Annotated in this window: 23 protein-coding genes and 1 pseudogene; 7 read left to right on the forward strand and 17 right to left on the reverse strand. The window is 38.0% G+C overall.

The features are described 5' to 3' along the window. Positions 1 to 27: 27 nt before the first annotated feature. The 3 genes and pseudogenes from DZB84_RS19860 to DZB84_RS25570 all read left to right on the forward strand — a co-directional run bounded on the left by DZB84_RS19860 (position 28) and on the right by DZB84_RS25570 (position 1,766). A complete protein-coding gene (locus DZB84_RS19860; RefSeq protein WP_116354060.1) occupies positions 28 to 216 on the forward strand; it encodes a YfhD family protein in 189 nt (62 codons plus the stop codon). Positions 217 to 716: 500 nt separating this feature from the next. Further along, positions 717 to 1,229, forward strand: a pseudogene (locus DZB84_RS25565) (peptidoglycan recognition protein family protein); the annotation flags it as partial. Positions 1,230 to 1,283: 54 nt separating this feature from the next. After that, positions 1,284 to 1,766, forward strand: a complete 483-nt coding sequence (locus DZB84_RS25570) for a peptidoglycan-binding domain-containing protein (RefSeq protein ID WP_278186156.1) — start codon at positions 1,284 to 1,286, stop codon at positions 1,764 to 1,766. A gap of 117 nt (positions 1,767 to 1,883) precedes the next feature. Here DZB84_RS25570 and larC2 read toward each other — a convergent pair whose 3' ends face one another. Further along, positions 1,884 to 2,357, reverse strand: a complete 474-nt coding sequence (larC2, locus tag DZB84_RS19870) for a nickel pincer cofactor biosynthesis protein LarC2 (protein ID WP_116354062.1) — start codon at positions 2,355 to 2,357, stop codon at positions 1,884 to 1,886. 101 nt (positions 2,358 to 2,458) lie between these two features. Further along, the gene (uxaC, locus tag DZB84_RS19875; RefSeq protein WP_116354063.1) at positions 2,459 to 3,859 is read right to left on the reverse strand and encodes a glucuronate isomerase; all 1,401 of its coding nucleotides are present in this window, start codon (positions 3,857 to 3,859) and stop codon (positions 2,459 to 2,461) included. A gap of 311 nt (positions 3,860 to 4,170) precedes the next feature. Here uxaC and DZB84_RS19880 point away from each other — a divergent pair, with 311 nt between their 5' ends. Then, on the forward strand, positions 4,171 to 5,157 hold the full coding sequence (locus DZB84_RS19880) for a LacI family DNA-binding transcriptional regulator (protein ID WP_116354064.1): 987 nt from the start codon (positions 4,171 to 4,173) through the stop codon (positions 5,155 to 5,157). Between the two features lie 30 nt (positions 5,158 to 5,187). On the opposite strand, the gene DZB84_RS19885 is transcribed toward DZB84_RS19880, so the two are convergent. From DZB84_RS19885 to DZB84_RS19905, 5 genes are all read right to left on the reverse strand, one after another. Further along, on the reverse strand, positions 5,188 to 5,928 hold the full coding sequence (locus tag DZB84_RS19885) for a response regulator transcription factor (RefSeq protein WP_116354065.1): 741 nt from the start codon (positions 5,926 to 5,928) through the stop codon (positions 5,188 to 5,190). After that, positions 5,903 to 7,753: a sensor histidine kinase gene (locus DZB84_RS19890; RefSeq protein ID WP_116354066.1), complete on the reverse strand. Its 1,851-nt coding sequence runs from the start codon at positions 7,751 to 7,753 to the stop codon at positions 5,903 to 5,905. The genes DZB84_RS19885 and DZB84_RS19890 overlap by 26 nt, the downstream gene beginning before the upstream one ends. A 117-nt stretch (positions 7,754 to 7,870) precedes the next feature. Then, positions 7,871 to 8,893 (reverse strand): TRAP transporter substrate-binding protein, encoded by a 1,023-nt coding sequence (locus DZB84_RS19895; RefSeq protein WP_116354067.1) that lies wholly within the window; start codon positions 8,891 to 8,893, stop codon positions 7,871 to 7,873. A gap of 57 nt (positions 8,894 to 8,950) precedes the next feature. Next, positions 8,951 to 10,246 (reverse strand): TRAP transporter large permease, encoded by a 1,296-nt coding sequence (locus DZB84_RS19900; protein WP_116354068.1) that lies wholly within the window; start codon positions 10,244 to 10,246, stop codon positions 8,951 to 8,953. Continuing rightward, positions 10,247 to 10,744 carry a TRAP transporter small permease gene (locus DZB84_RS19905; RefSeq protein WP_116354069.1) on the reverse strand — a complete coding sequence of 166 codons (498 nt, stop codon included), beginning with the start codon at positions 10,742 to 10,744 and terminating at the stop codon, positions 10,247 to 10,249. It abuts the gene before it with no gap. A gap of 251 nt (positions 10,745 to 10,995) precedes the next feature. On the opposite strand from DZB84_RS19905, the gene DZB84_RS19910 reads away from it, so the two are divergent. Then, a complete protein-coding gene (locus DZB84_RS19910; protein WP_116354070.1) occupies positions 10,996 to 12,342 on the forward strand; it encodes a hypothetical protein in 1,347 nt (448 codons plus the stop codon). Between the two features lie 67 nt (positions 12,343 to 12,409). On the opposite strand, the gene DZB84_RS19915 is transcribed toward DZB84_RS19910, so the two are convergent. The 3 genes from DZB84_RS19915 to DZB84_RS19925 all read right to left on the reverse strand — a co-directional run bounded on the left by DZB84_RS19915 (position 12,410) and on the right by DZB84_RS19925 (position 15,063). Beyond that, on the reverse strand, positions 12,410 to 13,435 hold the full coding sequence (locus DZB84_RS19915; protein WP_116354071.1) for a Gfo/Idh/MocA family protein: 1,026 nt from the start codon (positions 13,433 to 13,435) through the stop codon (positions 12,410 to 12,412). Between the two features lie 149 nt (positions 13,436 to 13,584). Further along, on the reverse strand, positions 13,585 to 14,541 hold the full coding sequence (locus DZB84_RS19920; protein WP_116354072.1) for a DUF4097 family beta strand repeat-containing protein: 957 nt from the start codon (positions 14,539 to 14,541) through the stop codon (positions 13,585 to 13,587). A 3-nt stretch (positions 14,542 to 14,544) separates the two neighbouring features. Continuing rightward, positions 14,545 to 15,063 (reverse strand): DUF1700 domain-containing protein, encoded by a 519-nt coding sequence (locus DZB84_RS19925; RefSeq protein WP_116354073.1) that lies wholly within the window; start codon positions 15,061 to 15,063, stop codon positions 14,545 to 14,547. A gap of 238 nt (positions 15,064 to 15,301) precedes the next feature. Here DZB84_RS19925 and DZB84_RS19930 point away from each other — a divergent pair, with 238 nt between their 5' ends. Continuing rightward, the gene (locus DZB84_RS19930) at positions 15,302 to 16,495 is read left to right on the forward strand and encodes a sensor histidine kinase (protein ID WP_223254516.1); all 1,194 of its coding nucleotides are present in this window, start codon (positions 15,302 to 15,304) and stop codon (positions 16,493 to 16,495) included. Then, the gene (locus tag DZB84_RS19935; protein ID WP_116354075.1) at positions 16,496 to 17,146 is read left to right on the forward strand and encodes a response regulator; all 651 of its coding nucleotides are present in this window, start codon (positions 16,496 to 16,498) and stop codon (positions 17,144 to 17,146) included. 54 nt (positions 17,147 to 17,200) lie between these two features. Here the strand turns inward: DZB84_RS19935 and DZB84_RS19940 are convergent, their stop codons facing one another. From DZB84_RS19940 to DZB84_RS19975, 7 genes are all read right to left on the reverse strand, one after another. Further along, entirely contained in the window at positions 17,201 to 18,394 is a 1,194-nt protein-coding gene (locus tag DZB84_RS19940) for a DEAD/DEAH box helicase (RefSeq protein WP_116354076.1), read from the reverse strand. A 325-nt stretch (positions 18,395 to 18,719) separates the two neighbouring features. Continuing rightward, on the reverse strand, positions 18,720 to 19,445 hold the full coding sequence (locus DZB84_RS19950; protein ID WP_116354078.1) for a polymer-forming cytoskeletal protein: 726 nt from the start codon (positions 19,443 to 19,445) through the stop codon (positions 18,720 to 18,722). 16 nt (positions 19,446 to 19,461) lie between these two features. Next, positions 19,462 to 20,088, reverse strand: coding sequence for a YhbD family protein (locus tag DZB84_RS19955; RefSeq protein WP_116354079.1), 627 nt, complete (start codon positions 20,086 to 20,088; stop codon positions 19,462 to 19,464). A 166-nt stretch (positions 20,089 to 20,254) separates the two neighbouring features. Then, complete coding sequence (gene kduD, locus DZB84_RS19960) at positions 20,255 to 21,037, reverse strand: 2-dehydro-3-deoxy-D-gluconate 5-dehydrogenase KduD (protein ID WP_116354080.1); 783 nt, start codon at positions 21,035 to 21,037, stop codon at positions 20,255 to 20,257. Positions 21,038 to 21,057: 20 nt separating this feature from the next. Continuing rightward, positions 21,058 to 21,888: a 5-dehydro-4-deoxy-D-glucuronate isomerase gene (kduI, locus tag DZB84_RS19965; RefSeq protein WP_116354096.1), complete on the reverse strand. Its 831-nt coding sequence runs from the start codon at positions 21,886 to 21,888 to the stop codon at positions 21,058 to 21,060. Between the two features lie 45 nt (positions 21,889 to 21,933). After that, positions 21,934 to 22,950, reverse strand: coding sequence for a sugar kinase (locus tag DZB84_RS19970; RefSeq protein WP_317616470.1), 1,017 nt, complete (start codon positions 22,948 to 22,950; stop codon positions 21,934 to 21,936). Continuing rightward, positions 22,951 to 23,595, reverse strand: a complete 645-nt coding sequence (locus DZB84_RS19975; protein WP_116354081.1) for a bifunctional 4-hydroxy-2-oxoglutarate aldolase/2-dehydro-3-deoxy-phosphogluconate aldolase — start codon at positions 23,593 to 23,595, stop codon at positions 22,951 to 22,953. Positions 23,596 to 23,710: the final 115 nt, after the last annotated feature.

Below are 23,710 nucleotides of genomic sequence, written 5' to 3' on the forward strand. Positions count from 1 at the left end.
CCATTATTGGTTAGGATGGTGTTGATAATGGGACGTTCAAGAGGACAAAAAACACGAGATAAAAACAAAGGGAGCCTACCACAGGTTCCAAAGAATATGAAATCAGACGGTCGTGATGTCGAGTTCTCACGTGAACTTGCTGACCAGGATGATTTAGAGGCACTAGCACGTTCTAACGCAGCAGATGCTAAAGCGAAGAAACGGAAAAAGAAATAGGGTTTAATACAAACCAGAGGGAGGAGAAGAGCTATTCCCTCTGGTTTGTTTTTAAAATGAAGGAACATTGTTTTTAAGACCATATAAGTGATTCATTTGATTGTTTTGTCCGAATTGATGCTTTTATTTGGACTCTGCATGCTTTTTTCCTTTCACCTCTGTCCCAATGAGTGCTTCATTTAGACTCTTCTACCCAGATTTTCGCTTCCTCTGTCAAAAGCAACGCCTTATTCTGACACTCTCCCCCGCTTCCATCTACTCCTTGTCCATATTCATAGCCCATTTTGTCTGCACACCCTAGGTTCCTCCTACTCCTTGTCCAAATTTTAATCTCATTTTGACATTACGCTCATAGTCACTTCCACTTCTTGTCCGAATTAACCTCCATACCAACAATAGGCTTGTCAACACCAGGAACCAAGCCTATTTTGGCACGTTACAAACATTAAAGGCATAAAATAAATGGATTGTAATACTCATAGTTCATGGAGGTGAATGAAATGGAGTATCCAATTACTAGAGATTATATTCGTTTTGGAAATTCACGTTCTGGTCAAAAGATTTCAAAGGTCCGTTTTATCGTAAGTCATGATACAGGGAATCCAGGTTCAACGGCCTATGGAAATCGAAATTATTTTGACCGATCACAGCCAAGTGCTTCTGCCCATGCGTTTATTGATGATAAATATATATTAGAAATCATTCCACTTACTGAGAAAGCCTGGCATGTCCGCTACAATGTAACGACAGATAATAGAATGTTTGGTGATGATGCAAATGATGCAGCCATTGGTGTGGAGTTTTGTCACGGAGGGAAAATTAATTTCCAAGAGGCATTTAATCGATATGTCTGGTACCATGCTTATTTATGTGACAAGTTCAATTTAGATCCAAAAAGACATATCGTTGCGCATAGTACTTTAGATCCTTCGCGTAGATCAGACCCACAGAATGCGCTGCGGCCACATGGTGTGTCTTGGGAAGAATTTATAAATGATGTACAAGAATCATATAATCGCGATTTTAAAGGAATTCCGACGAGCAACCCAAAACCTGTTGTTGCAGGAGTGTCAACACGACTTCCAATTCGAAGAGGTAATACAGGTGCCTTTGTTAAGGAAATTCAACAAGATTTAATTAAAGCTGGTTTCCCATTACCTCGTTATGGTGCGGATGGGAGTTTTGGTCCTGAAACAGAGACTGCAGTCATGCGGTTTCAAAAACGATATGGGTTAGCCGTGGATGGTCTAGTTGGTCAAGCGACTTTGAGGAAGCTAGAGGAAGTTATTAAGCAGGGCAATTCAACCCACGAAGAATTCCCACTTCCTGATGGCGTTTGGGGACGTGGGGACAAGGGCGAAGAGGTTCGCATGATCCAACGTGCCTTAAAGCATATCAACTTTGATCCTAAAATGATTGATGGTAGCTATGGTCCGTTAACGGAGGATGCTGTTCGAAGATTTCAATCGATGTATGCTGCTCTTGCCGATGATGGGATCTATGGACCGAATACGAAAAAATATATTCAGCTGGAATTGAATGATATGTAAAATGTAACCCACTGGCGTCAGTGGGTTATTTCATTTTTGAAGCTAGCGGCAGTATTCCTAAAATAGTGAAGGGCCGGCTCCAAATAGAGCCCGTATTTCCCCCACAAACAACCGCAATCACCTATTATTAATCTCCTTCCACACCTCTTCATACACTTTTTTCAATGGAACGCCGTGTTCTTCGGCTATACGGCGACAATCTTCATATTCAGGAGACTTTTGAACCGATTCTCCCGCGAAAATTCCTTCTTTGATCGTGACTTTTCCCCATTTTGTGATTACTTCTGTAAAAATTCGCTCGAGGCGGTGAACAGTCAATGGATAATACCGTAAACCTAGTGTGGTGGTCTCAGCAAATAGGATTTCCTTCATTTTATCTAATTTATTTTTTGAGCAAAGAAGCTGAAGAAGGACAGCTGGTCGGTTTTTCTTCATATAGATTGGGGTGTAGTAGACGTCATTTGCCCCTGCATCAAATAATAAATCCATGAGATAGCCGAGCCATTCGCCAGACATATTATCAAGATTTACCTCAAGCTTGATCATTTCGTCGTCAACATGCTCATGATTTGGTGGAAGTTTTTTGTCCATGATTCCCTTCCCTTTCATTCGAAAATTCACTACCGCTAGTATATCATTGAGAGATGAAAATAGCCCGCCAAACTGGCGAGCTATCAACGGTTGTTCATTTTTTAAAATTCAAAGTACTCTTTTGCATTTTGGTAGCAGATTCCTTTAACAACATCTCCTAGTAAGTCCATGTCGTTTGGAACTTCTCCGTCTTCTACCCATTCTCCGATTAGGTTACAAACTAAACGACGGAAATACTCATGTCGAGTGTAAGATAGGAAACTTCTTGAGTCTGTTAGCATCCCGATGAATCGGCTGAACAAGCCAAGGGCTGCTAATGCTTTCATTTGCTCAAGCATACCTTCTTTTTGGTCGTTGAACCACCAAGCTGTTCCGAATTGCATTTTACCTGGCTTACCTCCACCTTGGAAGTTACCGATTGTTGTTCCAATGATGTAGTTATCGTTTGGATTTAATGAATACAGAATCGTTTTTGGTAGTAAATCATCAGTAGCAAGTGCATCAAGGAATTGGTTTAATGGTCGAGCTAATTCACCATCATTGATGCTGTCATAACCAGTGTCTGGTCCTAGTTTGCCAAACATTCGTGTGTTGTTGTTACGTAATGCGTGAATATGTAATTGCATCGCCCAGTCGCGTTTTGCATACTCTTTTCCTAAGAAAACCAATGTATAGGATTTATACTTAGTCTCTTCTTCTACAGAAACCTTTTCACCTTTGAATCCTTTTTCAAATGCTGCTGCCGCTTCTTCCTTTGTTGAGTGCTCATACATCATTGTGTTAAGAGCATGGTCAGATACACATCCGCCAAGTGAATGGAAGAATTCAATTCGGTTTTCTAATGCTTTTAAGAAATCATCATAGCTTGAAATTTCAATTCCCGATACTTCACTAAGCTTCTGCACCCAACCAACAAATGTGTCTTGGTTGATTTCTAGCCCTTTGTCAGGACGGAAGCTTGGTAATACCTTTACATCGAAGCTTGCATCTTCTGCAATAAGCTTGTGATATTCTAGAGAGTCGGTTGGATCGTCAGTTGTACAGATCACTTCTACATTCGACTTTTTAATTAAGTCTCTTGCACCGAAGCCTTCGCCTGTAAGCTTACTGTTTACTTTTTCCCAAATAGCTGGAGCTGACTTTTCGTTTAAAATTTCATGAACGTCGAAGAAGCGTTGAAGCTCAAGATGAGTCCAGTTGAATAACGGGTTCCCGATTGTCATTGGAACTGTTTTCGCCCACGCAACAAATTTATCATAATCTGATGCATTGCCTGTTACATACTCTTCTTCAATTCCGTTCGCTCTCATAGCTCTCCACTTATAGTGGTCACCGTATAGCCATGCTTCCGTTATATTTTTGAAGGTTTTGTTTTCATAAATTTCCTGAGGACTTAAATGGCAGTGATAATCAATAATCGGCAGATCTTTTGCGAAATTATTGTACAATGCTACCGCAGTGTCGTTTGACAGTAAAAATGTTTCATCCATAAATTTTTTCATCGTGTCCACCTGCTTTTTATTTTTTATAGTAACCCAAAAGGTAGGAAATAATAAGGAAGTCTATAATTCCATTATTTAGACCATACCATATGTAAATCTTATGAAAGCGCAAGCAATCGTTTACAATTTTTTCTTTATAAATTAAAATAACAACGTTGTTATTCCATCTTCATCTTAAATTAAACAAAGCATGTTTTCAAGCCCTTTTACCGATATTTTCAAATATCAATTGTAAAAAAAGAAGACTAAATGATATTATTTTTAATAACGTTGTTAATTATAATATGATCTAGAATAATAGGTGGTTTTTCATGAATATCACAATCAAGGATATTGCTCAAGTGGCAGGTGTCAGTTACTCTACTGTCTCAAAAGCGTTGAACAATAGCCCTTTAGTAAAACCTGATACGAAAAATAAAATTATAAAAATCGCTAAGGAACTTGGATATGAGCCAAACTTTGCTGCCCAACAGCTGGTATCTAAGCAATCAAAAGTCATTGGGTTAATTTGGCCAACCTTAGAACGGATTGCCCCTTCTACATTAGTCACAAAAATCAATGAAGAAATAAGGGAAAATTCCTATTCGATGATCTTATCTATCAACTCCATCGAAGAATCACTAGATATGTTTAAGCGATTTCAGGTGGATGGGGTGATTGTATTTGATGAGCAGAATCATGACATTCTAGATTCGGTCACCATCCCACTTGTAACGTATGGAGTTAGTCGAAATCATAACCATTCCGTAATCGATGTGAATTATCAGGCTGCTATGGAAATGGCAATAGGGTATTTATATCATCTTGGGCACAGACATATTGCCTATGTCGGTGATTTTTCCCCAATTGATGACCGACAATCCGAAAAATTTCTTGGAATCAAAAAAGCGATGAATACCTTTAACCTTCCGATTACCAATCAAAATTTTATCAATACAGCTGGACTTGGTTGGTATGATGGATATGTAGCTACCAAACGATTACTATCAAATACTTCCACGCCAACCGCGATCGTGGGCTCAAGTTATGATATCAGCGCTGGGGTTGTTCGTGCATTGCGAGAGGCAAACTTCATTATCCCAAAGGATATTTCTGTGATAAGTTACGATAATATCCCTCAAATGGCGAATTTAGAGATCCCTTTAACGAGTGTTGGTGTGCCTGTTGAGGAAATTGCAAGCAATATGGTAAATACCCTTTTAAACCGAATAAAGACAAAAGAAATGACACCATCTATTAAACATTTAACCCCTAAAATAAATGAACGAATTTCCTGTGCCCGATGCAAACATATTTAGAGGCTAGATTATTTCCATCTAGCCTCTTTTTTATTGCTCAATGTTTATTTTCCGGTAATCAGAGGGAGAAAGTCCCGTTATTTTCTTGAAGTTATTGCTGAAGTAAGCCACATCCGCATACCCAAGTCTGTCCGCAATTTCAGACATTCTTAAGGTGGTGTTTACCAATAACTTCTTACCTTCTTGTATTTTAATTTCGGTCACGTAATCAACAAATTTTTTATTTAATTGTTGCTTGAACAATTGACTTAGATAGCTTGGATTCATGTGAACATGATTTGCCGCATCCTTTAAATTCAGTTGGTTTATAGGTGTTTTTGAAATGTATTCTAGTACTTTTTCAATTGTAGATGCTGGAAGATTTTCTTCAGTCCCGTCTTTTTCTTTACTCTCAGAATTAGAGCTTTTTTCCAACCACTTTTCGAGGCAAGCTCTTAACTCTTCCTCATCGATTGGCTTTAATAAATAATCAAATACACCGCTCCGAATCGCTTGCTGGACAAATTGAAATTCGTCATGAACACTTATGACAACAACATCCATTGTATGATTAAGATTATTTAGCTCTTTTACGAATTGAATGCCATCCATAATCGGCATACGAATATCAGTTAGGATTAGATCTACCTGATTTTCTTTTACCCAATCAAGTGCTTCAAGGCCATTGCTACATTCGTGAACGACTTTTAATGGTAGATTTAATTGATTAATCGTCCATATTAATGCTTTTCGTACCCATCTCTCATCATCCACGAGTAAAATCATTTTCATTTGACACCACATCCTTATCTTCAATGAGAGGTAATGTGATATTTACTTGAGTACCGACCCCTTTTTGACTTTCTATTGAAACTCCATACTGTTCACCAAACAAATATCGTATTCTTTGATGAACATTCATAATCCCTATGTGCTGCCCGTCTAAGTTAATTGTATGCTGTGCTAGTTTTCGGTCCAACTCTTCTAAAACTTCCTCGTCCATTCCTTTTCCATTATCAATAATTCGAATGATATAGTTCGCTTCCGAGGATAATTCTACTTTAATGGTAATCTTGATATTTTCAAAATTCGTTCCAAATGCATGAGCAAAGCAATTTTCAAGGATTGGTTGAAGGGAGAATTTCACAACCTTTTGATCCTTTACCCAATCTGGAATTACAAATGAATACGTAAACCGTTCCTCAAAACGATACTTTTGAATCTGCAAATACAGTTCCGCAACTTTTATTTCTTCCCCAAAACTTACGATGGGTAAATTATTTCTTAAATTATATCGTAACAGCTTTCCTAGTGAGTACGAAATACTTGCAATCTCTTCTTTCCCCTCTTCTAGTGCCATCCCCCTAATGGTTTCAAGGGAATTATGCAAAAAATGCGGATTAATCTGTGACTGAAGTACCTTTAATTCGGTCTCTTTTTTATAAAGTGATAGTTCAGCTTCATTTAGCTTTGAAACATAGACTTCCTCCAATAGATTTGAAAGTCTTTCAACTGTATTATTAAATCCACGTGTTAATTGACCAATTTCATCACTTGATTCAACTTTTATTCTTCCGCTTAGGTTTCCAACTTCAACTTCCTTCATATAACGCTGTAACCTTCTTATTGGTCGAACGATTCTTACGGTAAAAACTGTCCCCCAAAAATAAGCGAAAATGAGAGAAATAACGATTGTCCAAGTAATCACGGTTCCTATTTCTTTGATAGGACCTCTTAAATCTTGGTATGGAACTGCTGTGAAAAATCTCCACCCAAGATTTGAAGAGAGTGAATAGGAAACGAATTCCTTTCGTCCATTCTCAATAATCAATGAACCACTTTCTTCTACACCCAATTTTAATAGCTGCGTGTATTCAACCCTTGTACCAAGCTTATGTGAATCAGGATGATACACATAATGCCCTTTATTATCAAGAATAAAAAAATACCCATTTTCACTTAATGTGACCATACTCGAAATTTCTCGAATTCTCCTAAAATTGATATCGATTACAAGAATGCCTATGGGCTTCAATGTATGTGGATTGTACAGTCGTCTTACTAGGGAAATAACCGGTTCCTCTTTGTCCTTAATTTTTAACGTCCTACTTACTAACATGACCATGCCAGTCTTAGGTAACGATGAATACCAATATTCATCTTCTATTTTTGTGGCTGGGTAATAATTCCGCTGCCCTAGTGTATCAATGACAAGCCCATTATCTAGTATGGCAGTGATGTTTGAAATGTCAGGTCTTGAATACGCTGCGTTTTTTAAGACATTTCTAGCTGATTCTGCAACTTCTTGATTATTTAGTGCATGATCTGTTCCTAATAAGACTTTAAAGTCTGGTGAGTTAATAATTTTTAAACTAGTAATTTCAAAATCCTGTTCATAATATTCGATATGAGTCTCTACCTGCTCCATAATTTGTCTACTTGATTGCTCAAATTCTTCCTCTAATTGTATGGAGGATGTCTTATAAGAAATTAATCCGACAGCTAGAACTGGAAAAACCACCAGAATACTAGAAAAGACAAAAAGCTTTGTCATGATTGATTTATTTTTCAATAAGATATAACGTTCAATAAACCCTAAAATTTTATTTCCTAGCATTCTCTATTTTTCCTTTCCGAAAGTCTAGATGTCCTCTTATCTTTACATCATAATGAAAAATGCCCACCTAGTAAATAGCGGTTACTCCTAGGTAGGCTGTCTTTCATATTTATTTTATTACTTTGCAGCTTCTACTGCTTTAGCAATTTCTGGGTATGATTTTGTAAACTCATCAATGATAGGTGTTACAGCTTCTTTCCACGGAGCTACATCACTAACTTCTGTAATTGTCACACCTGCATCTGTGATTTTTTGTAAAGATTTTTTCTCATAGTCAGCCCATGCTTGTCTTTGTGTTTCTACTGAGTCAATAGCTGCTTGTTTGATGATTTCTTGATCTTTTTCAGAAAGCTTATCCCACGCAGTTTTACTCATTAACAATACTTCAGGAATACGTGTATGACCATCCATAATAATGTGTTTTGCTTCTTGGAAATGGTTTGATGAGTCAAAGCTTGGTAGATTGTTTTCTGCACCATCAATGATTCCAGTTTGTAGAGCCGAGAATACTTCTCCATATGGCATTGGAGTTGCACTTGCTCCTAAAGCTTCCATTAATTTGATGTTCATTTCACTTTGTTGAACACGGATTTTTAATCCTTTTAAGTCGTCAATACTTGCTAAAGGATTCGTTGAGTAGAAGTTACGAGAACCTGAATCATAGTAAGCTAGACCTTGCATTTTTGCTTCCTGTAAACCATCTAATAGTGCTGTTCCAGTTTCACTATTTAAGAAATTCCATAAATGCTCATCGCTATCGAATAGGTAAGGAACTGAGAACACGGATAAATCATCATTAAATTCTGCTAGTGGACTTGCATTTGTTCTTGCAAAATCGATCGCACCAAGTTGAACCTGCTCAAGAACTGATTTTTCATCTCCAAGCTGTCCAGATGGAAATACTTCAATTGTAATTCTACCGTCTGTTCTTTCACTTACTAAATCAGCAAATTTTTGGTCCCCAATGACTGTTGGATAATCCACTGGGTGGTTATCCGCTAGGCGTAATGTAAGCTTAGCTTCTTCTTTTTTTGAACCTTCATCAGATGACCCAGCTTTATCTTGTCCACCACATGCTGCAAGGACAGATGTAGCTAAAAGCGTACTTGCAATAATCCCCATAAATTTTTTGCTTTTCATCCTTGTATACCCCCTAAATAATGTTTTTTGTTTTTTATAATTACACCTATCTCAAGGTTAGTTGGCAAGCAGATTTGGAAGCCACATAACAACCCCAGGAACATAAGTGATAATTAATAGAACGATTAGTAGTGCATAGAAAAATGGCATCATTGCCTTTGTACCCTGCGCGATCGAGACTTTACCTATCGCACATCCTACGAATAAAACGGTTCCAACAGGTGGAGTTAATAATCCAATACCTGCATTAAGGATTAGAATAATACCAAATTGTACAGGATCCATACCAAAGCTTGTGACTACTGGTAAGAGGATTGGTGTCATGATTAAAATCATTGGTGCCATATCCATTGGCGCACCTAGTAAAAGTAAGATAATGTTAATGATTAATAGAATGATAATTGGGTTATCTGAAATACCTAGTAATAAATCTGTTACTGCAGCTGGTATTTTTAAGAAAGCTAATAACCAACCAAATGCTGCAGAAGCTGCAATCAAAAAGAATACCATTGATACTGTTTTTAGTGTTTTCTTTAGGATTGGCCATATCGTTTTAAATGGTGCATCACGATAAACACCAAACGCTAGAATGAAAGAATATAAGCAAGCTAACGCACCAGACTCAGTAGCTGTAAAGATTCCACTCATAATCCCACCTAAAATAATGACTGCTGGGCTTAGCGAAAGAATTCCGTGAAGAAGAATATTACCAATTTGATTTCTTGGTACTGGCTCAGCTTTTTGATACCCACGTTTTACTGCAATGATGTAACCTGTAATACATAGTGCAGTTAGCATGATTACTCCAGGAACAATACCTGCCATAAATAAGCTGGCAATGGAAACGCCTCCAGCCGCCAACGAGTATAAAACTAAGTTATGACTCGGTGGAACGACTACCCCTTGGATAGCAGATGCAATGGTAACACCTACTGCATAATCCGCTTCGTACCCTTTCTTTTTCATCATTGGAATCATAACAGACCCTACTGATGAAACGTCTGCAACAGCAGAACCAGAGATATTTCCGAAGAATAGTGAGGCTACGCTATTTACCATAGCAAGTCCTCCTCGAATTCTACCAACCAATAAGGTTGCTAGGTTAACAATCCTGGTGGCTAATCCTCCGGCACTCATTATTTGTCCTGTTAAGATAAAAAATGGTATGGCCAGTAAGGAGAAGGAATTTATCCCTTGCACCATTTGTTGTCCAATAACCGGTAAAGGTATATCTAAGTAAAGTACTGTTAGCAATGATGAAATAACAAGTGTGAGTGCGATTGGAAATCTAAACAAGATCAACAGAACGAAACTCGACACCAAGATAATAGTTGCAATCGCGGTGGTTGTCACCTACATCCCCTCCTCCAATTCTTGATATCTTGCTGTATCTACATTGAATAGATGTAATAGTGAGTATAAACATATCATGAACCCAGTTACTGGCATCGTTAGATACGTAACACTACTTGGAAGCTTTGTTGCTGGAAGAGTAGAATCCATCATCAGAACCGTAAATTGCCATCCTTGAACAACAAGATAAATTCCAAAGGCAAAGACACTTAGATGAATAATATAATCTAATACTTTGTTAAACCCTTTTGGAAAAAGATTAGTGAAGGAATCAATCCCCAAATGAACGTACTCGCGAAAACCAATCGCAATCCCCATAAAGGCGAACCATCCTAATAATAATAGCGTAACTTCTTCTGACCAAAAAAACACGAAGTTAAAGAAGTATCTAGTGACAACTTGCGTCGTAACAATAACGACTAGAAACACTAGTGTTATAAGCGTAAATTTCTCGAAAACGTTATCAATTATTGAATATATTTTTTTCAACAGATTCATATGTTTCCCCCCTTATTCAAAAGAAAGCGTTTTCTCAATTCAAATATTACTTTTTTGAGAATATTTTTGAAATGTTATTTTTTTAGAGAAATTTGTGTTTTTTTTAGGTGGGGAAGATAGAGCATTATAAAAATGGGGTTTTATGAATATAAGTAATGGGGAGTATTTTTTAATTTCGTACACAATCATTTCTTTGACTGCTATAATGTGAATATTCAATCGAAAACAGCAAGATACGTAGGAGAGGTCACATGTTATTTTTATATGGCTTATTATTTATATCTTACTTTATTAATCTTATCATTAATGTTGATTGGCTCTCCTATTTTATTGGGGTCATAGCGATGGTTGCATGGCTTGTATCGATTAAAGGTTCATCCAAGCTATTTAGCACCATCAGTGTTATTTTTGTCGGGATTGGAGTATTCGTGTTTTTCTTTGAGGGACGAGTTGTAACTGAGCTTCCATTGTATATGTCGTCCATGATCCCGCTATTAGCTATCTTTTATGTACTTCCTTTTATTAATTCCATTATCATTGTCGGCCGTTATGACCAACAAGTTAGTAAACTATTAAAGGTTCGCATCCATCATCTTGGACAATTATATGGACGAACATCCCTTGTGACCTTTTTATTAGGTGGGTTTCTAAATCTCGCAACTCTTCCTCTTGTAAAGGCTGTTATTGAAAAAAATGTATTGCAGTTTAGTGAAAAGCTACGAAATAAATTTATCGCACAAGCGATGCTTAGAGGATATGTACTTAGTATTATTGTCTCCCCCATGGAATTACTGGTGATTTTAACAATTGAATATACGCATATTCCATACCTTCATATTTTACCATGGTTAATCCTATTTACCTTGATCTTACTTTTGTTCAATTGGCTGTTCGGTCACTTTTCATATAAGAAAAACGATTTTGCTGGAGTGGATGAGCAAATACCCGCTACTAGTCCGAAGCACCTTATGAAACAAAAGGTCTTTTCGTTAGTGATCTATTTACTTTTGTTTATGATTGTGATTGTGGGTGTCAATAAGCTTTTAAATAATGGATTTCTACAAACCATTGCGATTGTGATTGTTCCATTTTCGTTTATGTGGGCGATTTTGATTAAACGTTTAAAATCCTATATAACATACGCGATTCCATTATGGAAGACGCGTACCATTGGCTTAAAAAGTAATTTGGTCCTCTTTTTAGGGGTTGGATTTTTCACAAGCAATTTAGGAGATTCCAGTTTTATAGATTACTTGCAAGAGCCTTTTACCAAGTTAAGCCACTATCCGTTATTCTTATTTTTGTTTATTCAGTTTCTATTCCTTGGACTCGCACTTACAGGATTTCACCCACTGGTAACGTTAAGTATCTTAACTGCGATTTTAGAACCTATTTTACAGGTTGTTAATCCATTATCTTTAAGTTTAGTGCTCATTTCATCGGCTTTATCGACAACGATTGCGGGGCCATTTAATGTTTCTGTTTCGATTACTGGAGATTTGTTACATGTTAATTCATATAAGGTGTCCTTATGGAATATGGGCTTTGCGTTTTTATTTAGTGGAGTCGGTACGGTTATGGCATTGTGTTTATTATAAAAAAACAGCCCTGCTCAGTTTCATTCTGGGACAGGGCTGTTTCACATCTACGACATTTCATTTGTCGTTACAGTTTGACAGGTCTTCCATCTCTTGCCGATTGGTAGATAGCAAGGATTAATTCAAGTGATTTTTTCGCCTCTTCACCAGTCACAAGTGGTTCCCGATTTTCTAAAATGGCTTGCGTGATGTCTGTGTATTGTTTGACGAAGGATTGATTCGATTTTACGATATTAGATGACACATTTGTTTCCATTTCGGTTTGTTTGTTCTCGTATTCCAACCCACTTTTAAACTTCCATTCTTTCACATGGTCATTTTCGATAATGACACTTCCGTTTGTACCAAATATATCAAGTGTGGTTGAAAATCCTGGATAAGCCGTTGTATTCCCTTCAATTAGACCTAATGCACCGGATTTGAATTTAACAGTCGCTACTGCAATATCCTCGACTTCAATGCGTTCATGTGCACGGGTTGCCGTATAGGCATAGACCTCATCAACTGGACCCATCACGTAAAGAAGCAGATCAATGTAATGGATCGATTGGTTGATTAAGGCACCTCCACCATCCAATTCCCATGTACCACGCCATGCCCCACTATCATAATATTCCTGTGAGCGATAGATCGTTGTGCGTGCAGCACCAAAGTTCAGTTGTCCAAATTCTCCTTCGTTCAATACTTTTTTAACATCTTGAACGGCTTCATCGAAACGATGCTGGAATATACAGCTTAAGGTGACGTTAGCTTGTTTACATGCATCAATGAGTTGATTTGTTTTATCTATCGTAATATCAATTGGTTTTTCAACAACAACATGCTTCCCTGCCTTTGCAGCTGCAATCCCAAGTTCGGCATGGGTTCCACTTGGTGTAACGATAGCAACCATTTCAATTCCGGCATTTGTTAAGAAGTCCTGGTAGTCTGTGTAAGGCGTGATATTGTATGTATCTGCCAGCTTTTGAACGGTTTCCTTGTTTCGTGAATAGACTGCAACAAGTTCAGCGTTTGGCACTTCAATAATACTTTTCATATGAGTATTCGCAATGCTACCGGATCCGACGATTCCGACTTTCACCTTTTGGGTCATAAAACCAGCCTCCTAAAATAATTCGATTATTACTAATAGTATAGGCTCTTTTATTTCAGAATGTAAACGTATATCATTTTCAAAAAATGAAAAAGGATAAACAATACGCTCAGTCTTGTTTACCCTTTTCGCTACATGTTGTGCTGTAATTATCTTATTTTGAAGTCCCCAGAGCTTGTTCTTGCAGTAATCTGATATCCCCCTACTCCGATTTCACCCAGAATTCGGTGTTCTGATTTTTCGGAAAACTTCATTCCCTCCATAGTAGCATTTCCATCGCCTGAGCTACTTTTAAAATCAACTTCCAAGGCATCAGGTATTTGTACTAAGCTTACATCGATGTCACCGCTGCTTGCTTCCATTGAAATATCACCTGTTATTTCTTCTGCATCGATTATAATATCCCCAGAAGATGTGTTGATGTTCATTTTTTTAGATGTTTGATTGTTTGACTCAATATCTCCACTACTTGTTAGTAATTCAATTTCCTTTGCTTTATTATTTGTTGCCGTAATATCACCGCTACTAGTTTGAATGTCAATAACATTTCCAGTCGTATCCTTAACCCTTACATCTCCACTTGATGCTTCGAGATTCAGGCTTCCTTTAATCATACTATTCATTATTTCAATATCACCGGATTGTGTTTCGATCGTCATTTCTTTCGCATCAATTTCTTCGACAGCTATATCACCTGAAGATGCATTCATTTGAATCAAATCGTACATTTTTTCTGGGACTTCTACATTAAGGCTTACACGCGTGAAATTAAACATCATGAATTGGAACTTGTTTTTCTTTTCCATTGTAATTTCTACTGAATCACCGACTTCGTCAATGTTGAGCTTATATAAAGCCTTACTCTTTTTACCTACTTTCCCTGAAAACTCAACCTCAATCTGGTCTTTCTTTGCAGGAATAACATTGACATCAACAGCTGAATCAATAATTATATTTGAAACCCCTTTAGAAGAAACCTCTTGTTTTTCATTGACATCTACTGAACTAAAGGTAAAAGCCTCCACTCCAGAATTATTCAACGTGATAATTACGCCTAAAACTCCGATTAACACAAAGATTAACGCTCCATACATTATTTTTCTCATTGTTTATTCTCCTTTTATTAATCCTAAATTCCAATTTACATACATGGAAAAAATCTTATATAGTCCTTTTCCTGCTTTTATCATTCCTACACCAAGCAGAATGCCGATTCCACATAGCAGAATCGAAATAAAAAATTCCAAGCTAGTGAACCCTCCAACAAACACCTGAGTCACAACTAAAAGAGGTGATACCACAAAGCAAAAAGACATAATCCAAAGTGAAAAATAGATGGAAATAACCGCAATCGCTGGACCTAAAACAAATATGCTGTTAAATAATATCAAACTGACTAAAGCAAGAATCATTCGTCCGCTATTTCGATAAGATTTTTTTTCTACTAAATGGGGTACTTCGGAATTGTCTTCTAATGCAACTGGTTCCATAAAGCTTGAATTCACGTTTCGATTTTCTTTGGCTACATCGATAAGATCCTCATATAGTTCAATTAGCTTTTGTCGGTCATCAGCAGGCAGCCCTTTCAAACGTTCTTCCAATTCCTGAAGCATTTGGTCTTTATTCATATTTCTCGGTCCCTTCTAACTTCCTATGACCTTATCATACAAAGTAAAAGTCATATGACCAAAGTGAAGCCAGTCACAAAATTACAAGTGAATGAAATTATGGCGGAATGACCCCTACTTACTTTGTCAAATTGATTTGCATAAATGACATTTTTCATTTTATAGACTACTAGAAATCCCCAATTTCTTGTAATATAGGTAGAGATAGGAAAAAAGTCTTGGAGATTGAGGTGTGGATATGAAAAAAACAGACCCTGATTGGATCTGGATTGACTGGTTTATTTTTTTCCTAAGGCTTTGCTGGTATTTATCCGGCATGCTCTATTTCTATATTCATATTGAAACTCTTGGTGATTTACCATATTTATTATTTGTTTGCATTTTAACTGTTTGTTATCTTGTACCACATCTGTTTTGGAGGCCTGGTTATAAAAATCCTATCTTATACCCAATCTCTGAGCTCGTCCTTACTGGAGGAGCATCCATCTATTTAAACATCTATTTACAGGTGAATCTTGGAACCTCCGTGATTTTAATGTCCTTTTTAATGATTGGCTACCTAGCTACAAAGAAGACTGTTAAATGGACATTTCCATTATTTCTAATCATCTTTCCATTGCCACGTCTATGGTCACTGGACACTGTTTCTTATTTGCTACAATACTTTGATATCTTTATCTTCTTAGGCTTCGGCGCTTGCTTCAATTATGTCATCCAATCACAACGTAGAACAGACCGAATCATTGAAGAAAATAATAAGCAATATAGGTTGATTCAAGAACAGAATAGAGTGTTACAGCAATATGCTGAGCAAATTGAAAAAGTCACTCTGCTAAAGGAACGGAATCGGCTTGCAAAAGAGCTTCACGACACCATCGGTCATCATTTTACCTCTGTCACAGTAGGCCTTGATGCTGTTTCTTACTTACTAGAAACGGATATTGAGAAAGCAAAACAAAGGATTGAATTATTAGCTAACGTTTCACGTAGTGGTTTACAGGATATAAGGAAGCATATCCATGAAATCGCTCCCTCTGAAAGTGAAGAGAAATTATCTATTTTATTAGAGCAAATCGCTACCAATTTCAAGGAGAATACTGATACAGATGTTCAGTTCCATAAGCATGGAACCGAATATCCAGTTACACCTTCAATTAAACTTGTATTTATACGCAGTTTACAAGAAGCCCTTACAAACGCAAAAAGACATGGTGATGCAACAAAAGTTGTTATTCATTTTCTTATTTCACATTCCGCCGTTACTCTATCTGTTGAAAACAACGGTACTCCAATTGAGACACTAAATCCCGGATTTGGATTAACAGCAATGAAGGAACGGATTGAAGAATTACATGGAGACCTTGCGATAACAAATGGAAAATATCGTGGAGTTAAGTTAACAATTACAGTACCTATAAAGGAGATAGTCTAAATGAGTATTATTAAACTCTTACTTGTGGATGACCAGGAGCTTATTCGTGAAAGCCTATCAATTGTTTTGAGTATGGATAATGAAATTGAAATTGTTGGATTAGCAAAAAATGGTATTGAGGCTATTGAACTTTGTGAACAGCACAAACCTACAATCATTCTCATGGATATTAATATGCCTGAAATGAATGGAATTTCTGCAACCAAAATAATTAAGCAGCGTTGGCCGGATATAAAAATTATCATCTTAACCACCTTCCAAGAGGTGAATCATGTTATTGATGCATTAAAGATAGGTGCAGAAGGCTATTTGCTAAAAGCGATACATCCAAAGGATTTGCTTTCTGGTATAAAACTGATACATAAGGGCGGTACACTGCTTCCACAAGATTTAGCAAGACTTCTCGTCCAACAAATTAACAGAAACGAAGGCTCTAGCACACAAGAGAATATTACAAGATACAATTTAACAGAGCGTGAAGAAGAGGTGCTTGAATGCCTTGCTTTGGGACTTAGTAATAAACAGATCGCGCAAAAGTTATTTTTATCAGAAGGTACCGTTAAAAATTACATTTCTAATATTTACCACAAACTAGACGTAAAGGACAGGTTCCAGGCGGCATTAAAAGCACAGCAGGAAAAGTTAATATAAATCGTTTTTGAATTAAAACAAACCATCCTGATTGGGATGGTTTGTTCGATTTAATTATGATTTTCTACTATTTTTAGTAGTTGGGGATTTTCGCGTTTTAGGTAACACTTTTTTTTCCTCACGAGCGTCTACTATATCACCTTTGTAAAAATCCTTTTTACTAAATGTGATCCCCAGGTCATGCCCCATTTTTTTGAGGAAACTTTCCTCACGTGAATTGACGATGGAGATGACTACACCTTTTTTCCCCATCCGCCCTGTTCGGCCTGAGCGGTGAACATATTGTTCTGTTGTTTTTGGAAAGTCAAAATGAATCACATAGGTGACATCCTGAATATCTAGACCCCTTGCCGCTACATCTGTTGTTAGCAACAACGGAATTTTTCCAGCACGGAAGTTTTTCATCGATTGCTGTCTTTCCTGCTTCTTTGCTTCCCCAGCAAGTACCGCAACATCAATATGGTTATAGGTTAACTTAGCTTCAATTTCTTCTACTTTATCGAGACTTTTTATAAAAGCAATAGCCTTATCTGGCTCGGTATACATAATTTTGCGAAGCACATCGATTTTGTCCCGTTGTTCACATAGGAAATAGATATGTGATGTGTTTTCCTGGTTGAGAGTTTGTTGTACCCGAATGATCTCCGCATTGTTCATCAAGGAATTCGCAATCTTTTCTGTTTGATCAGAGATTGTCGCTGAGAAGAAAAGGATTTGGCGATCCCTTAATGTTGATTTGATAATGCTTTGCACATTGGATAGATGTTCATTTGAAACGAGCTGATCCGCTTCGTCGACAATGACGGTCGTAACCTCGTGCATCTTCATTTTTTTCATTTTGATAAGTTCGATGATTCGGCCTGTTGTTCCAATGACGATTTGCGGACGTTCTTTCAGCTTTTCGACCTGTTTTTTAACATTTGCACCGCCAATAAAGGACGCGCTTACGATGTTTGTGCCTTTCGTCCATTTTCGGACTTCCTCCAGGATTTGCATGACGAGCTCACGGGAAGGAGCAAGGATTACAATCTGGATGCCGCTCTTTGCTTCGTCGAGCTTCTGAATAGCAGGAAGTAAATACGAAAGAGTTTTCCCTGTTCCTGTCGGGGATTCACAAATAACGTCCTTCCCTTCAAGGATCGCGGGAATCGCTGTTTCCTGTATCGCTGTTGGAGCTTCAAAGCCTGACTCCTGCCAGACTTCCTGTATAAAAGGTTTCATTTCTTCTAATTGAGACCATTTTGACATTGTTATGTACCTTCCTTATACGTACTTGTATGTTTAGACTATTGTATATTCTAACTATCTTTTGGCTTAAGTGCAAAAAATAGTTTGATCGAGGGGATTTTTTGGTTTATTGGGGTTAGTTTTTGTGCTGGGAATGGATGACTTCTATGATGCATCTGTTTGGAGTACCACCAACTTCCTAATAACTGGTATCTGGGGGACTCCTAAAGTAAATGGTACACCTCCAACTGGAGTTCAATACCCTTTTAAAGCCAATTCACGTTTTCCTTACACAAAAAATATGCCCCTCACCTAGAATGAGGGACATTAACAAAACATTGTTCTATTAGATCTGTTTTGCTTCAATTACTTTTGCAGATGGGTCCTGCGAGAATGTACCTTTGTATTCAACTACGTCAATATGACAGTTTGGTCCAATGGTGACGTTATCTCCTCGAACCATTTTGGCATTTGTATATTCAATTTCAATTTCATCTGCCTCGATTATTTCCGTTGTTAGCGAAACTGGATAGACCGCTTTAAAAAGATTATTAAGGAAACCAAAAATTCCTTTTTGAACTTTAATGGTTCGACCACCAATTTCTTTTGCACGACATTCACCGGCAATGGAGATATCGATTACGTCCGCGTTTAATAATCCTCCGATTACAAAACCGCCTGTGCCTTTGAACTCCTCAGCCTCACAATCTTCTGCAATCGTGGCTTTACCACGTATTTTTATTTCTTCCGCTTTTAAGCTTCTGCCGATTTTTCCGTTACCTGATATCTTCATATTATTAATTTTTGCATCACCTTGAATTTCACCAGCACCTTCAATGGTAAATTGCTCAAATTCGATAGACCCTTCAATGTTTCCGTTGCCGCTTATTTTTCCTTCATTTCCTTTGACATTCCCGATAACGGTGCCAGTTCCATTTATCGTAAAGTCATTACATTCAATGTCCCCTTGCACATTCCCTTTACCGTTAATCAATACTTTATTAAAGCTGCCACCACCGGAGGACCCCGTTCCGTTAATAATTAAGTTTCCTTGGTTCTCAAAATTCACCATATTTTAAGCCTCCCAATTAGATTAATTTCGTTCTCAATTCTTCCATTTCATTTGTAAAAGCGATTTTGACGATTAGTTTAGTTCCTTGGTCCATTACAAAATCTGTTGTACTTTGCACGATAAAACAGGTTGAAACTCCTAGCTTTCGGACGATCACCAGTTCACCGTAGCTTTGTTTTTCTTTTGAAAAATAATCGTTTGAAACTTGGATTACCATTTTAGCCTCTTCAAGGCTGATATCTCCTGATTGCAGCAACTTTTCGACCAGATAGACCGTTAAGATTCCTTCAAAATGAAACTTTTCTGGACTATCTTTGAGCTGGTCTAGGTAGAGATTGATCGTCGTTTCTGAGGCAAGACCACGTTTCACCAGTTCCATTTTACTAAGGTTCAATTCACCTACATTGGGTGAGAACATTTCCGCCATTTCATCAAGGGATAGATTTTCCTTCATCTTTTGAATCCGATCAATTCGCTCTAAGATCCTTTCTTTTGGAAAAAAGGTCTCCTGCCCAGTAAAAGTTGATTTTCGAATAAACCACTCCTCCGGAATCAAGTCTTTTCGCTTCCATCTGTAAAGCTGCCCATAAGAAATGCCTGTTACTTCAAGTAACTCTTTTTTCGATAATAACTCTTCACTCATTTCTAACCGGCTCCTTTCTATAAAAATAATGTAACATAACACTGTTACGTTACACAACATAATTTTACATTAATTTGTAAAAAAATATTGAGACGAGGAACCTGCCCCTCTGTCCCACAAAAAAAGCTGATTCGCATATTATTGCGAATCAGCCATTTTAAAGGATTTATCTTGCCAACCAACCGCCGTCAACAGCGAGTGTGTGGCCATTTACGTAATCGGAAGCGTGGCTTGCTAGGAATACAACTGCCCCCATCAGGTCGGCTGGGGTTGCCCAGCGTGCTGCAGGGATACGTGATAGAATTTCGGCATTGCGTTTTTCATCGGCACGGATTTGTGCAGTGTTATTTGTAGCAACATATCCTGGTGCGATTGCATTTGTTTGAATCCCGTATTCAGCAAGTTCATTGGCAAATGACTTGGTAAGTCCGTGTACCGCATGCTTACTTGCTGTATATGGAGGAACAAATTTTCCGCCTTGGTAGGAAAGCATGGACGCAACATTTATGATTTTTCCGCTCTTTTGCTCTACCATTACTTTTGCAGCCTCTTGACTTAAAATATACAGTGAATTTAAATTAAGATCGATAACCGCATCCCAATCCTCTTCCTTGTACTCTAGGATTGGAGAACGACGGATCGTTCCTGCGTTGTTGACCAAAATATCCACTGTTCCATATGCTTTTACACATGCAGCTACTACTTCTTTAGCATTTTCACGTTTGGATAAATCCGTTTGGAAAAATTCAACACGGCGACCTTCTTTTTCAATCAATTCTCTTGTTTCGTCCCAGCTAGTTCCGTGTGTCGTGATGAACAGGTCTGCTCCAGCTTTTGCTAATGCTACCGCAAAGCCTTGACCTAGTCCAGTTGCTCCGCCAGTTACAATGGCAACTTTTCCTTTTAATGAGAAAAAGTCTAATGAGAAATCAGACAATTGTGTTGTCATTTCGATCTCCTCCAAGTCTCTTATCGTAAATCTTCCATTGCTACAACATCCATGTCCGTGTACGTGATGTTTTCTCCACACATACCCCAGATGAATGTATAGTTGCTTGTTGCAGTACCAGTATGGATTGACCAGCTTGGGGAAATCGCACACTGTTCATTTTTCATGACGAGATGTCTTGTTTCATCAGGTTGACCCATGAAGTGGAATACACGAGTTTCTGGCTTCATATCAAAGTATAAGTAAACTTCCATTCTGCGTTCGTGTGTGTGACACGGCATTGTGTTCCAAACGCTTCCAGGAGAAAGCATCGTTAGCCCCATTTGTAGCTGACAGCTTTCGCATACATTTGGATGTACATATTGATAGATTTTGCGCTCGTTAAGTGTTCCTGGTTCTCCTGCTTCTAATGGTTTAATTTCGTTAATATCAATCTTTACAGTTGGATACTTGTGGTGTGCTGGTGCGGAATTGATATAGAATTTTGCAGGATTGTTCGGATCCTTTGAACGGAATAATACTTCCTTCGTTCCTTTACCTACATAAAGCCCATCTTGACGAGCCATGTTGTACTCTTCCCCATCAAGTACAACCAACCCTTCGCCACCGATGTTAATAATGCCTAGTTCGCGGCGCTCTAGGAAGTATTCAACACCTAATTCTTTATCGAGTGTGATAGTTAATTCTTTGTCTGTTGGTGTAACTCCACCAAAGATCATGCGGTCATTATGTGTGTATGTTAAATGTACCTGGCCAGGTTCAAAAATCTTTTCCACAAGAAATTGTTTTCTTAATTCATCCGTATTGAATCGTTTAATTTCCTCCGGATGATTTGCATAGCGTGTTTCCATTTTTGTTTCCATGTTATATTCCTCCTAAAAGTCACATTTTTATATTTAACGGACGATTTTACCTGAGGCATTTTCAGCAAATGCTCTGATATCCTCTTCCGAAAAGATATTGCTATCACCATGAACAGTATGTTTTAAAGCAGATGCTGCCGTACCAAAGGTGACGATTTGCTCGGGCTCAAATCCTTCTAGAATTCCAAAGAGAACTCCAGAAGCAAACGCATCTCCGCCCCCAACCCTATCTACAATCTGAGTAATGTCATGGACCCTTGATTGAAATAACCTCCCGCTAACAAATAAATTACCCTGCAATCTATTATGTGAAGCAGAAAACACTTCTCTAAACGTAGAATACAAGTATTTGATATTGGGATACATTTCCGTAATCTTTTTATAGTAAAAAATAAGTTTTTGAGATTGGTCCAAAGTATCATCTGCTTCTTCAATTCCTAACAAGTTAAGCGCATCCAATTCTCCACATGAGCAAATATCGACATATGGTAAAAATGGTTTGATTACTGATGAAGCCTCTTCTAGACTCCATAATTTTGCCCGGTAATTGAAATCAAAGCTGGTTGTGACACCTAGTTCTTTCGCAATCTTTAAACCTTGTAGAGTTAGTTCCTGTAAGTTTCGCGATAGTGCGGGCGTAATCCCTGATACATGAAACAGATCAGCGCCTTGTAAAATTTCAGCAAAATTGATTTCGTCCGTTGAAAGTTGTGCAAAGCTTGAGCCTTTTCGGTCATAAGTGACCTGTGCACTTCTTTCACCTACACCTGTTTCCAAGTAGTATGTACCGAGGCGCTCTCCGCCTTTTAAAAGGTAATCCGTATGGATGCCAAATGAATGTAAATGGCGTTCATATCCCTGACCGAGTGGACTGTTCGGTACTTTCCCAACAAAATAGACTTCATAGCCAAAACGTGAAAGGGATGCTCCCACATTTGCTTCAGCTCCGCCGTAATTGATTGTCAGCTGGTCTGTTTGAAAAAGGCGTTCACCTAGGTTCGTAGATAAGCGAAGTAAGGGCTCACCAAATACAACAATTTTTTTCATCATTTACGCCCCTCTTACTTCTTTAACTTTAGCGACATATTGGGCAGCGTATTCCGTTATTTTCGCGTAATCTCCTGTTTTTGCAGGGGCAACTAGATTCCCGCCAACACCTACGGCCACACATCCATTTTTAATCCATTGATCAATGTTATCAAGGCTTACTCCACCCGTCGGCATGATATTCACCTGTGGGAGTGGTGCTTTAACCGCTTTCACAAAATCCGGCCCAAAAGCATTCCCCGGGAAGAGCTTGATAATATCTGCACCAGATTCAAGTGCACGTTTCATTTCCGTAATCGTCATGCACCCGGGCATGTAGGGAATTTGATACAAGTTACATAGTTTAGCAGTTTCTTCATCAAAGCTTGGGCTCACGACAAATTGTGCTCCTGCTAATATCGCAATTCGTGCAGTTGTCGCATCAAGAACAGTCCCTGCTCCAATTACAACTTCACTATTTTGGTAGATGGAAGCTAGCTCCTTAATCACCTCGTCAGCACCATCGACTGTAAAGGTCACCTCGATTCCATTGATTCCACCCTCGACACAGCTTTCTGAGATTTTTACTGCTTCTTCTTTTGAATCTGCTCGGACAACCGCAACTACGCCGCAATCCGCAATTTTTGAGAGTATCTTTATTTTTTTCATGGTTGCCTCCAAAATCTCTTGACTATTTCCTATTTGGAAATTAACTTTATTATATGGAAACTTACAAGGCTATTATATATAATCGTGTAAGGGATTTCAACAGCTAGATTAATAA

This window comes from Bacillus sp. HNG, from assembly GCF_003400205.1.
Taxonomy (GTDB): Bacteria; Bacillota; Bacilli; order Bacillales; family Bacillaceae_L; genus Ferdinandcohnia.